This is a genomic window from Streptomyces sp. NPDC005803 (assembly GCF_040630435.1).
In the GTDB taxonomy this organism is placed as follows: Bacteria; Actinomycetota; Actinomycetes; order Streptomycetales; family Streptomycetaceae; genus Streptomyces.
Genome location: NZ_JBEXXO010000042.1, coordinates 16776 through 28836, shown reverse-complemented (window position 1 = coordinate 28836; position 12061 = coordinate 16776). Strand labels below are relative to the sequence as shown.

The window sequence follows — 12061 nt, the reverse complement described above, 5'->3', positions numbered from 1 at the left end:
GCATCCATCACCCCAGGTGGTTCCGGGCGGAGTCCCACCGCCAGGGCCGGCCCCGCCGGACATTTAGGCCGTGGGTCACCGACCTCCTGCCAGTGTGAAAACCCGTCTATGGAGGCCGTCTGGGACAGTCTCGCGCCGAGGCGGCGACCGACGTGACGGATTGTTGACCGGTTGGACCACTTCATGATTTATTGTGGTCCAACCGGTCAACAAAATTCTGGAGAGTGTAGATGCATCAGAGTCAGACGGCGCGGAACAAGGCCGTCGTCCTGGACTTCCTGACGACCGCGTTCAGCTCCAAGGACTTCACCGCGCTGGACCAGTACCTGCACCCGGATTACATCCAGCACAACCCGTTCATCCCGCCGGCCAAAGCCGGACTGCGCACATTCATCGCCGAGTTGCCCGACGCCACCCGCTACGAGCCGGGAGCGATCATTGCCGAGGGAGACCTGGTCATGGTCCACGGCCGGTATTCCGGCGGCCTCGACGCCCCCCTCCTCGGGGTCGACATCTTCCGCTTCGAAGATGGGCTGGTGGTGGAGCACTGGGACGTCCTGCAGGACGAGGTGGCCGCGCAGGACACCGTGGCCGGCCACCCCATGTTCACCAACCCGCAGGCCCCTCAAGCCTGAGCCGGCGACACAGCCGTGCGCATGCGGCACCGACGGAATGACTCAAAGCTGTCCCGGGCCCACCTCTCCTGCCGACGGCTCACGACGTCCATGCCGCTCCTGCGGTCCTACGGCTTCCCCGAACGCAGGCCGAACGCCCGCCGCCGGCGAATGCCGTGCGACATCGAGCCACGGCTACGCGAAAGCATCAACCAGAATGGAGACTGCTGTGACCAGACTCTTGGATCTTGTTGTCGAGGCCCATGGCGGCCTCGACAGGTGGCGAGAGGCGCGAACGATCCGCGCCCGCGGCTCTATAGGCGGACTCCTGTGGACCCTCCGCAGCCAGCAGGGAATCCTCGCCACGGTGGACATGACCGTTGACGTGCAGCGGCAGCGCGTGGTTTATGAGGGCTTCACCAGCCCCGAACTGTGTGGCGTGTTCACGCCCGACCGAGTCGCGATCGAGAGGCGGGACGGAGAGGTCGTCGCCGAGCGGACGTCCCCACGCCAAGCTTTCGTGGGCCACGGCTCGGACACCCCCTGGGACGAACTCCACGTGCTGTACTTCGCGGGCTATGCCATGTGGAACTACCTCACGGCCCCCTACCTGTTGACGCACCCCGGCGTCGTGGTGGAGGAACTGGAGCCCTGGGAGGAAGCCGGCGAGAACAGGCGAAGGCTGCGGGCGACCTTCCCCGACACCATCGCGACACACGCCCGAGAGCAGATCTTTCACTACGACGCTGCGGGCCTGCTGCGACGCCATGACTACGCCGCCGAGGTGCTCGGCGGCGCACCGGCAGCACACCTGTGCGAAAAGCACGAAACCGCATCGGGACTGGTCTTTCCGACCCATCGGTACGTTCTGCCCATGCAGGAGGATGCGCGGGTCCTGCCGGAGCCGACACTGGTCACTATCGATCTCACCGAGATCTCTGTCGGCTGACCAGGACATGAGTACACCGCGCGTCGGCGTCACCCAGGGCAGTTGTTCATCGCCGTGGAGTACGGCATGCCTGGCAACAGACTGTTCTCGGACGCGCCGACTTTCGCGGCGGCGCGGCATGCAGAGAAGGACGGCAACGGATTAAAGTCTCCTGGCAGCTCGTCGGTGTCGAGTCCATGAGCCCCGTCTTGCGTATCAGTGCTGGGGAAGCCGACTCAACCGCTTTGTCGTGTGACTGCCTCACGCACGTGTACATCAAGGCGGTTGGCCACCCCGAGCGGCAGCGCCGGTATCCGACGGACATGAGGGATGCGGAGTGCCGACGGCAGTCCGCATCCGGCCGTTGCTGCCGGTGCCGGGCTGGCTGCGCGGCCGGAGTTGCTATGGTCGACACGCCGAGAAAGCAATCTTCCATCGTCATCGGGCCCTGCTGACGGACGCGTCGAGAACGCTGTCCACCGCACATCACACCAAGTCACGAGGCTGCGGAATAGAGCGCGCTCAAGATGACGTCCGCGAGCGCCATGTCGTGGCCGACACCCTCGGCCTGCTGGCGTGATGGTCTGCCGCCTTCCCGCAGGTCATAGCTGCGTGACCAAGTACGTGCACAGCATGAGAGGACATCGCCGGTCCTGAACTGTGGGTCACGTCCGACACCTGTGCGGGTCTGCGTCAGCGCGCCGAGAGCGGATCTTTCCGGCAGTGGTTGCGGAGGGTGGCCGTCTGAGAGCTGCGAAGAGAATTGATGACCGCAACTCTCCCGCGCTTTGCTGCATCTTCGCTTCGGACGGCTCGTGCCAGTCCTGGACGGCAGTCAGGATCTGGTACCAGGGTCCGACGTCCTCGTCCCAGCGCATGGATAGGGGGAGCGGGCTGATGGCACTTCCCATGCCACGCTGTAGCTTTACAGCATGTAGGCGTGTCGTGCGGCGGCTGGCTCACTCGCATATGGGGCAGGGTGCGGACCGCCGTGGCGATTGGACGGATGGAAGGACAAGTGGACGTGTCTGATACCGCAGTTCAGACTGACGACGTTGCGTTGCAGTATGTGGCTCGTGTGGACCAGGACCTGGCGGACAACGCCGAGGAGCAGGAGCGCATCGGCCGCGAGATCGAGGCGATGCAACAGCGTCTGAACACACTAAGGCGAAATCGCACTGTGCTGATGGGCGTGCGGAGCGCCCTACTCCGCGAGAGCGAGGCGGAACCCGCTCAAACTGCGTCGTCCGCACCCACAGTGGAGGTGACAAACGTAGAGGACGCCTCGGGCCAGCCGGTGACTCAAGCTCCACGGGAGAGCACAAAATCATCCAAGCCCACTCTGGTGGACCTTGTGTGCAGTTACCTCTCCGGCCAGTCCGAACCGCGAGCGGCGGGCGAAGTAACTGAGGACATCGCCAAGAAGCACCCTGACCGCCAGGTCAAGATTACTGTCGTGCGGGCGACCCTCGAGTCACTCGTTGCGCAAGGGCGAGTCAGGAGGAACAGGCAGGGAAGGTCCGTTTTCTACAGCTCCACGACTCCGCTCAACGGCACTCCCTCGACCGGCTGAACTGCCGGCCTCCCTTTTCTCTGGCGCTTCGGACGACTTCGTACACGTGACCACGGTTGAGAGGGAGAACCCTCCCTCTCTCCGGCGCCGGGCATTCCCGAACGGTGGTGTACCGAGGACTTGCCGGTGCAGCCATCATGTCAGTTTGAAACTCGTACCGCAAGACCTCGCATTGGTGTCTTCTGAGGGCAGCCGCTCTCTGCCATCGGTGGGTGGTCGGGGTCCGGGTTGGTGCCCGAACACTTGCAGGTCGTGGACCCGGTATCGAGGCTGGTGCTGGACCGGCTGCCGGACATCGACTTCGCGGTGCCGACCGGGCTCCTCGCCCGCAGTCCTTCTCCGTGGCTGAGAGGACTTGCCGAGCCGCCTGCCCGATTCACCCCCGCCCGCGGCCTGGGCGGCGGCCGCCGTTGAGGCGACGGCATGAGTCGATGCGATCGAGGCGCACGATGCCGGTGAACGGCACGAATCAGACGCGCTGAGGCAGGCGGTTGGAGGTGCGCTGCCGGCCTCGCCGACGAGCGGGAGACGCCCGGTGCCGGAAGGCGCATCCGGTCGTGGTGCTTGACGCTCGTACCAGACCCGTCACGCCGGGCCGACGGGTGCGATCCGCCGTGGTGTCCGGGGCGAGGTGGCCCGCTTCGGTGTCGTCGCCGCTTCCAGCTAGCAATGTTATAGGTAAACAGGGTTTACTTGTAACAGGGTGGTCGGCTGGTCATGTCGGTCGCCCGGAGCCCCAGCATCCTCCTGAGAAACAAGGAGCCACTCATGCCGCAGGAACAGCTGACGTACGAGGTCTTCGTTGCACCGGGGATCCCCACCACCGTGACGGACCTGCCCCCTGACCTCAATCGACGCATGTGGTCGCCGATCTCCTCGACACTGATCCACGGCGAACGGGACGCCGTCCTCGTCGATCCGCTGATGACGATCAGTCAGGCCGATGCGCTCGTCGAGTGGGTCGCGGCCCTGGGCAAGCGGCTCACCGCCGTGTACGTCACCCACGCCCACGGCGATCACTGGTTCGGCCTGGGCAGGGTTCTCAAGGCATTCCCGGACGCCCACGCCGTGGCGCTGCCGCATGTGGTGGACCGCATGCTCGCGCAGGCGACTCCCGCATTCGTGGAGTCCTTCTGGAACGCTCGCTTCCCTGGCCAGATTCCCTTCGATCTGGTGCTGCCTGAGCCCCTGCAGGGCAACGTCATCGAACTCGAGGGGCACCGGCTGGAGGCCATCCCCCTGGGGCACACCGACACTGACGACACGACGTGTCTGCACGTGCCCGCCCTCGACCTGGTAGTGGCCGGTGACGCCGTCTACAACAACGTGCACCTCTACTTGGCGGAGTCCCCCGCGGAAGGGCGTGCTCAGTGGCTTGCCGCCCTCGACGTGATCGAGAACCTCAGCCCGCGTCTGGTGGTCGCCGGCCACAAGGACGTGCTGGCCGCAGACACCGCGTCCGCCATCGCCGAGACGCGCGCCTACATCCACACCTTCGCGCGGCTGGCGGATGAGGCGACCTCCGCCCTCGACCTCTATCGGGCCATGCTTGAGATCTACCCGGACCGGATCAACCGCGGGGCCCTGTGGGGCTCGGCCCGTTTCGCCCTGGGCTAGGACTGTCCCTGACCCGCGCCACGAGCGGCCGGAACCCCTCTCGTGTCGTTGACCAAGGACATGACAGAGGATCCTGCACCGGCCAACCGCCGGTGCAGGATCCTCCAGCCGACCGGATGAGCGCGGTGGGCGTGGTCCGGAGAGTGGTCAAAGGGGGTCAGTCGACGGCGGCTGTCCGGACGTCGTCCGGGACGCTGACGAAGGACGGCTCTGGCGTCGCGGTGGCACTGCGGCGTGAGGTGGCCGCCATGAAGACGAGGGCGACGGCGCAGGCGACACCGCTGGCGACCGCTCCCAGGACGGCGGAGCTGCGGACGCCGGAGATGTTGACGGCCACGCCGCTCAACAGCGAGCCACCTGCCACAGCCACCTGCACGACGGCGGTGAACGTGGCGTTGACCGCTTCGGCGGAGAACTTGTCCTGACCGAGGGTGTAGAGCCAGTGCTGCAATGCCACGGGAGCGTTGCCCCAGGCAAGGCCCCACAGGGCGAGCCCCACGCAGACGGCGACGGTGACGGTTCCGCCCGCGCTCAGTGCGACCAGTCCGGCGACACCTGAGACAAGGGTGGCTATGACGGTGCCGCGGATGCTGCGCCCGAGAAGGGCGCCGCCCCCGAAGTTGCCGACGATGGTCAGAAGACCGTAACCGAGCAGCAGGCCGCTGGCGGCGCCGGTGCTGAGGGACGTGACCTCGTGCAGGTAGGGAACGATGAAGGTGTAGGCACTGAACTGGGCGAAGACCACGAGCAGGACGACCGTGAGAATGACGCTCGCGGGCAGGGAACGCAGCAGCGGAGAGAAGTGCGCCATGGTGACGCGGTCCGCTGCGGGGATCTTCGGCAGCACGAGCGCCTGGACGACGACGGACAGCAGTGCGACGGCCGCGGTAGCGATGAACGTCATCTGCCAGTTGGCGTGAGTGGCGATCAGGCTGGCGCTGGGAACGCTGACGACGGATCCGACCGCGATCGCTCCGAAGACCACTGATGACGCGGTGTGGACGATGCGGGCGGGAACGAGCCGGGCCGCCGCCGACACCGAGGTGGCCCAGACTCCGCCGATGCTGATGCCGAGGATCAGTCGGGACACCAGCAATGTCGCGAAATTCGGCGCCGCGGCGGACAGGACGCAGGACACGGCGATCAGGGCGGTCAGACCGATGATCACCAGCCGCCGGTCGAGGTGCCGCACGAGGACGGTGGCCACTGGGGCGGCAACAGCACCAGAGAGCGCGGGGAGAGTGACGATCAAGCCGGCGGTGCCTTCGCTGATGCCGAGGCCGGTGCTGATCTGGGGGAGCGCGCCGACCGGCACGAACTCCGAGACGACTACGGAGAAGGCGCCGAGTGCGATGGCGACGACCGCGATCAGCGGATGTCGCGAGGTGTCGCGGGCGTGGGAGTGCGGTGAGGGCATGGCGTTTCCAGCTTTCGGTGGAGAGATCTTTTGAGACTGATCAGTGCGGAATTTTGGCATGAAGAACCCGGATTGCCGCATTCGGGGCGAAGGGTAGTCTCAGTGGAAGCGGATGAGCAGCTCGCCCGTATCGGCATCGAGTTCGAGGTCCGGCCGGCCCAGGCGGGCCTGGACGCGAAGGCCGAGCCAGGTGTTGTGGATTGTTTCGGCGGCGCTGTTGCGCTGCTCCGAGTTCACATCGGCCCACCGGGCTTCCTGGCGCAGAAGCCAGGTGATGAGGTCGCGTGAACGCGTGAAGTAACCCGTGACGGCTGCCAGCACCTCCGGGTCGTCCGGGCGCTCCATGGCGGCGTTGACCGCGTAGCAGCCGGCGGGACAGCCCGGTATCTCCACGCGTGAGCGCAGAAGGGCTTGTACCCGGGGCAGTCCAGCGTGGGGCACCGCCTCGACCGCCTCGGCGTGTGAGGCCTCCGCGCGCTCGATGTAGGTGACGAGAGTCCGCAGATACAGATCGTGCTTGCTGCCGAATGTGTCATACAGGCTGCGTTTGCCGACGCCCATCGAGGCGGTCAGGGCGTCGGTGGAGGTCCGTTCGTAGCCGTGCCACCAGAACTCGATCATCGCCTTCTCCAGGGCGACGGCCGGTTCGAAGCTCTTTGTTCGTGCCATGAGGACACCTCCCGTCCTGCAGCCTAGATAATGAGACCGATCGGTGCAAATAAAACAACGAGAAGCCCGTCACAGTGCCTGGGCACCTTCCCGTCCGCAACGTGTCCCCGGGCGGCGCATCGCGTCCTGGCTCGGAGCAGATATTCCGCCCGCAACGCGGACCGGTGTCGACCGCGGCATACCGATGCGGTTGGCGGGCCGAGGGCCGTGCCGCGCCGACCGCATCGTCCGTTGCACCGCACTGTCCGCCCCCGCCATTCGCACCGGCACGCCGCGCACGTCGGTCGGTGAGTCGAGCACGCGCGACGGCGGCCGGACTGTGCCCCGCTCGGGATCAGATTTCGACGACCACCTTGCCGAAGTGGGCACCGGACGTGAAGTAGCGCAGGGCCTCGCCGAGTTCTTCGAGAGGGAAGGTGCGGTCGATCACAGGTCGAATGTCCGACGCCTCGATGGCGCGTATCATCTCGCGCTGCTGCTGATGATTGCCGACGAGGACCCCCCGCAGCCTGAGCTGCTTCATGTCGATCTCCCCGGTCGGAACCTCGCCGGAAACTCCGGTCAGGACTCCGATCATGGAGATCTGTCCTCCGATGCGGACCGCCCGGATCGACTGGGGAAGGGTGGAAGGGCCGCCCACCTCCAGGACGAGGTCCGCGCCGCCGCCGGTCCACTGGTGGATGTGGTCTCCCCAGTCGGGCACGGTGCGGTAGTTGACCACGTAGTCCGCCCCCAGGGCGCTGGCGCGTTCCAGTTTGTGGTCGGACGAGGACGTGACGATCGCGGTGGCCCCGGCCTGCTTGGCGAACTGCAGGGCGTACATGGACACGCCGCCGGTGCCCAGCAGCACCACGGTGTCGCCTGGTTTGATCCCGCCGTCGCCCATCAGCGCGGACCACGCCGTCAGACCCGCGACGGTCAGGGTCGCGGATTCGGCGTGACTGTACCCTCGCGGCGCGCGGTCGAACTGAGCGGCCGGTGCCACCAGGACCTCACGTGCGTAACCAGGCATTCCGATACCGGGTGTGGTGCCGAAATGGTCGATGACCGGGTTGCCCGCCTGCCAGGTGGGGAAAAAGCGGGCGACGACCGAGTCGCCGGGGGAGAGTTCGGTCACCCCGTCACCGACGGCCTCGACCAGGCCGGCGCCGTCGGCCAAGGGGATGTGCCCCACCGTCGTGGAAGGGTCGGCCATGACGATGTTGTCGTGATAGTTCAAGGCGCTCGCATGGACCCGGACCCGCACCTCACCCGGTCGGGGATGACCGGGATCGGGCAGATCGACGACCTCCACCGGCTTCTCGTCGCCAGGACGCTGGACGACTGCAGCCCTCATGTCGCTTCTCCTTCGCGTGAGATGGCGTGCTGCTGCGATGTGAGCCAGACACGCTCATTAAATAGATTACATGAGGCATCTATTCACCTCGTCGAGCAGCCTGTGTCACCCCGCCGGGAAGCCTCAGTCGTCCGCTGCGCCAAGCGCCCTGTGAGCTGATGTCAGTATCCGCTCGGAGACGGCCGAACCGCTGGTCGCTCGCGCGAGAACGAGTGCTCCGACCAGGGCGCAGAGCCTAGCGTAGGCCTCGTCGGACACCTGGGTGACCGCGTTGTCAGGTCCGCCGACCGAAGGTGACTGCCCAGCCGTGCTTGGGGTGGGTTCGAGCCAGGCGGCCAGTTCCTGCACCCCGTCCACGTAGTGCCGCTTGGCCTGCGAGTGCGCAGGCTGGTGAGACATGGCCGCATTCAGTCCCGACACGGGACAGCCATGCGTCGTCTCATCTCGGTGCCCCGGAGACAGGTAGTAGTCGATCAAACCGACTCGTCCTGCACCGTAATCCCCGGGATGTGCCGCTTCGAAGCCGTCGAGCAGTGCGCGCACCTCCTTGAAAGCATGAGCAGTGGCTTCTCCCAGGAGAGCTTCTTTCGACTCGAAGTGCCGGTAGAAACCTCCGGTGGTCAGTCCTACGGCGCCAGTCAGCTCCACCAGACTGACCTGGGAGCCCCGCTCCTGGAACAGTCCGGAAGCGGCGGCGACGAGCTGTTCCCGGTGCTTCGCTGCCTGGGCTCGTGACGCCCGTCCCATCGGTTCACCTCTCTCTGTCTCCCCCCGTCAGTGAGTTCCGATCCTACGGTGCTGCCAAGTGCCACGGACGGCTTCTGATTCCCCCTCGGGCGAGCGTCGGCCGTCTCACCGCCCGGCCCGTCAGGTGACGGTAACCCGCCGCGCCGCGGTGACCCGTTCACCTCGGCGCCACCAGTCAGGCCATTGCCCTACTAACTGTGGCCTTTGCCGGACTCACTTAACTGGTTTAGTATCGAAACTACCTGGTCGTCATGACACCCATGCCCGACGATGCTGTCGGTGCCCCTACGGGTCCATGACGCGGCTCCTCAGCCTCTGCCGACTCTGTTAGGAATCAACGGCAGGCCGATCGGGCAGGCCGGGCGACACCCTCACCGCCACGCATGGTGCGAGCGGGCCATCGGCCTGTGCGCACCAGCCCCAGGAAAGTCGGAAGGACGAAGAAGTCCGCCGACACCGGGACCGTACGCGGCCTGCACCTTTTGAGGTACCCATGAACTCGGTGGCCAGTGGCCCAGCGCCCGTGGACACACCCCCGACCGACGACGTACCACCCGTGACAACAGAGCAAAGGGAGCGGGGCACCCCGGGCGGGACTCTCGCGCCCTCGGCCGATCCGGACGCACTGCGCCGCACGAGACGGGCCGAGCGCATCGGGCTGCTCTCCATCTCACTCGGCGCCGCGGGCCTTGGCGGGGCCTGGCAGTCGGCGACGGCGACAGTCTCCGCGCCCATCGGTGTCAGTGACGCGCTGTTCGCCGTCAGCGGGCTGGTGTGGTTGGTCCTGCTGGCCGAATACGTGCGCCACGGCGGAGCGCGCTGGGTGAATCTGCGTCAGGACCTCAGCCACCCAGGCCAGGGATTCGCGCTCGCCTACGTCCCCATAGTCGGCATGCTCTTCGCCGGGCACTTCTCCCGGTTCGGACTGGACGCCGCTCGCTGGGCGTACGCGGCGTTCGCCCTGACCGCCGCCGTGGTCGCCGCCCGGCTATTGGCCCACTGGCTGACCGGTACCCTCAGTTCCTCTCCTCTTCACCCGGGCTACCTGCTGCCTGTGTCGTCGGGGCCTTTCATCGCCAGCATTACAGCGAGCAGCCTGCGGCTGCCAGAGGTCGCGGAGGGGGCCTTTGCCGTGGGACTGCTGTACTGGCTCGCCTTCGGCACCGTCGTGCTCGGCAGTCTGGTGGCCAATCCCGGGCTTCCCCAGCGGGCCCGCCCGACGCTGACCGTGCTCGGTATCCCGCCGGCCACCGGTGGCCTGGCGTGGCTGGCGGCGCATCCGGGCCCCGTCGATGCCGTCGGATTCGGTTTCGCCGGACTCGTGGCGTTCACTCTGCTCATCATCGCGTGTCTGCTGCCTGATCTGCGCCAGCAGTCGTTCCATGCGGGCTTCTGGACCTTCTCGTTTCCGCTCGCCGCCACCGCCAATTTCACCCTTCGATGGATGCACGGCACCGGCGTATCCGCCTGGCGGCCGGTCACCTGGACAGTGCTCGCGGCGGTGAGCCTGACATTCGCCGTACTGGCCGTTGCCTCGATCGCCCACGCCCTTCGGACACGGCCGCGGCCGCGGCCGCGAGGCGAGCACAGGGCCTGACGGCCGCGCTCGCACTTCCCCAGCCGATCTATGGTGGAGCGGCAGAGCAAAGACCCCACAGCCGCAGCAGACGAGACGACATCTGTCCGTCAGAAGCGGTGAGTCACTGCCGGCTGAACCGGTGCGAGGAGTACCCGACGTGCGCAGGAAGACATTCGAGAACGCCGATTGTCCCGTGGCCCGCTCACTGGACCAGGTGGGGGACTGGTGGTCCTAGCTCATCGCGCGGGACGCGCTGGACGGAGTCCGCCGCTTCGGCGAGTTCCACCGGAGCCTCGGACTGGCGAAGAACGTCCTCGCCACCCGGCTGAGCACCCTCGTGGACCATGGCATCCTGCGGACGCAGGCGGCCTCGGACGGCACTTCCTACCAGGAATATGTGCTGACCGAGAAGGGGGAGTCGCTTCGCCTGGTACTGGCCGCTTTGCGCCAAAGGGGTCAGGACCACCTCTTCGCACCCGACGAACACCCGCCGCCTCTGGTGGACAGGACGACCGGCGAGCCGATCGCGCGTCTGAAACTGACCGGCGGCCAGGACGGACGGGAACTCCATCCCCGCCAGGTCGGAGTGGCACGGACGGGCCGCGACTGACGCCGACTCACACGTAGCCGCAAGGAGAGAGAACAACATGGGGCAGCAGACACCGCAACGCCTCGACCAGCCGTGTGCGCGCCTCCTTCGCCGTGTGCGCCTTCCCGGCACCGTCGCTGCCCCGCCTGCCGGTGGCTGCCCCCGACGGCAGTCCGCGGACGGACGTCCCACCGGCTTGCAGCGGCAGGGCCGACCTGCCTGACATGCCCCGCCTTTTGGGCCGTTGAGGCCGGGGCGTCCGACCTGGGACCGGGGTGTGCCGTTGACCTGATACACGCGGACCACATGCTGGTCCAGCCGCTGCTCGCGTCCTGCACAGGATGTTTGGCGCAGGCGCGGACAGGGAGCGGGGCCCGCGAGTACCGACGTATGCCGTGCGTCGCTGCGACCGAAAGTGCGCGGCGGTTTGTGCTGGCGCCTCGACGTGGTCACCGGCCTCTCCATCGACCCGTTCCCCTCCCGACGCGGCGATGAGGGCGCTTCGCGCGGGCCCCGTATCGGTCCCGCCGAAGCCGTACAGGTGTCAGTGTCAGCGGGTTGAGCACGCTGCCCGGTGCCCGGCGGGGGCTGCATGCTGCCTTCGTCCCCTCTTTCTCGCCTGCGGACCCCGACACCCAAGTCCCCCACGGCATGGGCTGCCGAGCGGGCATGCGGCGGTCCGGTCGGCGAGCGCCACCTGGCCCTGGACGCCGACGGTGACGTGGGCGAGTTTCCCGCAAGGGCGGCGGCCGCTGTCGCCGCGACGGTGGGTCCCGCGCTGTACCAGGCCCGACCGGAAATGCCGCGAAAAGGCCTTGCGGCGGGCTGTGCCACCCTCTGGCGCGCGCCCCCTCCTTCGCTGAGTCGCCCCGCGAACGCCACGATAGGAGCGAAAGCGCTACGCATGTTACCTAAGTCGCATCCAAATCGCCCTGGCGCGGCTTGACTGGCGCACGGGAAGCGACTTAGTCTCTTCTCAGTAGACAGAACGT

General features: G+C 66.9%; 12 protein-coding genes. 8 read left to right on the top strand and 4 right to left on the bottom strand.

All coding sequences use genetic code 11. The features are described 5' to 3' along the window. Nucleotides 1–230 precede the first annotated feature (230 nt). The 6 genes from ABZ454_RS36340 to ABZ454_RS36315 all read left to right on the top strand — a co-directional run bounded on the left by ABZ454_RS36340 (nt 231) and on the right by ABZ454_RS36315 (nt 4732). Nucleotides 231–635 carry a nuclear transport factor 2 family protein gene (locus tag ABZ454_RS36340; protein ID WP_359543777.1) on the top strand — a complete coding sequence of 135 codons (405 nt, stop codon included), beginning with the start codon at nt 231–233 and terminating at the stop codon, nt 633–635. A gap of 208 nt (nt 636–843) precedes the next feature. Then, nucleotides 844–1563: a hypothetical protein gene (locus ABZ454_RS36335; protein ID WP_359543776.1), complete on the top strand. Its 720-nt coding sequence runs from the start codon at nt 844–846 to the stop codon at nt 1561–1563. Between the two features lie 316 nt (nt 1564–1879). Next, a complete protein-coding gene (locus tag ABZ454_RS36330) occupies nt 1880–2122 on the top strand; it encodes a hypothetical protein (protein ID WP_359543774.1) in 243 nt (80 codons plus the stop codon). Nucleotides 2123–2566: 444 nt separating this feature from the next. Next, entirely contained in the window at nt 2567–3115 is a 549-nt protein-coding gene (locus ABZ454_RS36325) for a hypothetical protein (protein WP_359543773.1), read from the top strand. 252 nt (nt 3116–3367) lie between these two features. After that, complete coding sequence (locus tag ABZ454_RS36320; RefSeq protein ID WP_359543772.1) at nt 3368–3529, top strand: hypothetical protein; 162 nt, start codon at nt 3368–3370, stop codon at nt 3527–3529. Between the two features lie 354 nt (nt 3530–3883). Then, the gene (locus ABZ454_RS36315; RefSeq protein ID WP_359543771.1) at nt 3884–4732 is read left to right on the top strand and encodes an MBL fold metallo-hydrolase; all 849 of its coding nucleotides are present in this window, start codon (nt 3884–3886) and stop codon (nt 4730–4732) included. Between the two features lie 157 nt (nt 4733–4889). On the opposite strand, the gene ABZ454_RS36310 is transcribed toward ABZ454_RS36315, so the two are convergent. From ABZ454_RS36310 to ABZ454_RS36295, 4 genes are all read right to left on the bottom strand, one after another. Continuing rightward, a complete protein-coding gene (locus tag ABZ454_RS36310; protein ID WP_359543770.1) occupies nt 4890–6149 on the bottom strand; it encodes an MFS transporter in 1260 nt (419 codons plus the stop codon). Nucleotides 6150–6248: 99 nt separating this feature from the next. Further along, entirely contained in the window at nt 6249–6818 is a 570-nt protein-coding gene (locus tag ABZ454_RS36305; protein WP_359543769.1) for a helix-turn-helix domain-containing protein, read from the bottom strand. Between the two features lie 334 nt (nt 6819–7152). Further along, entirely contained in the window at nt 7153–8154 is a 1002-nt protein-coding gene (locus tag ABZ454_RS36300) for an NAD(P)-dependent alcohol dehydrogenase (RefSeq protein ID WP_359543768.1), read from the bottom strand. A gap of 123 nt (nt 8155–8277) precedes the next feature. After that, nucleotides 8278–8901, bottom strand: coding sequence for a TetR/AcrR family transcriptional regulator (locus tag ABZ454_RS36295; RefSeq protein WP_359543767.1), 624 nt, complete (start codon nt 8899–8901; stop codon nt 8278–8280). Nucleotides 8902–9457: 556 nt separating this feature from the next. Between ABZ454_RS36295 and ABZ454_RS36290 the strand changes: the two genes are divergently transcribed. Both ABZ454_RS36290 and ABZ454_RS36285 read left to right on the top strand, forming a co-directional pair. Further along, nucleotides 9458–10498: a hypothetical protein gene (locus ABZ454_RS36290; RefSeq protein WP_359543766.1), complete on the top strand. Its 1041-nt coding sequence runs from the start codon at nt 9458–9460 to the stop codon at nt 10496–10498. Between the two features lie 220 nt (nt 10499–10718). Next, complete coding sequence (locus ABZ454_RS36285; RefSeq protein ID WP_359543787.1) at nt 10719–11090, top strand: helix-turn-helix domain-containing protein; 372 nt, start codon at nt 10719–10721, stop codon at nt 11088–11090. Nucleotides 11091–12061: the final 971 nt, after the last annotated feature.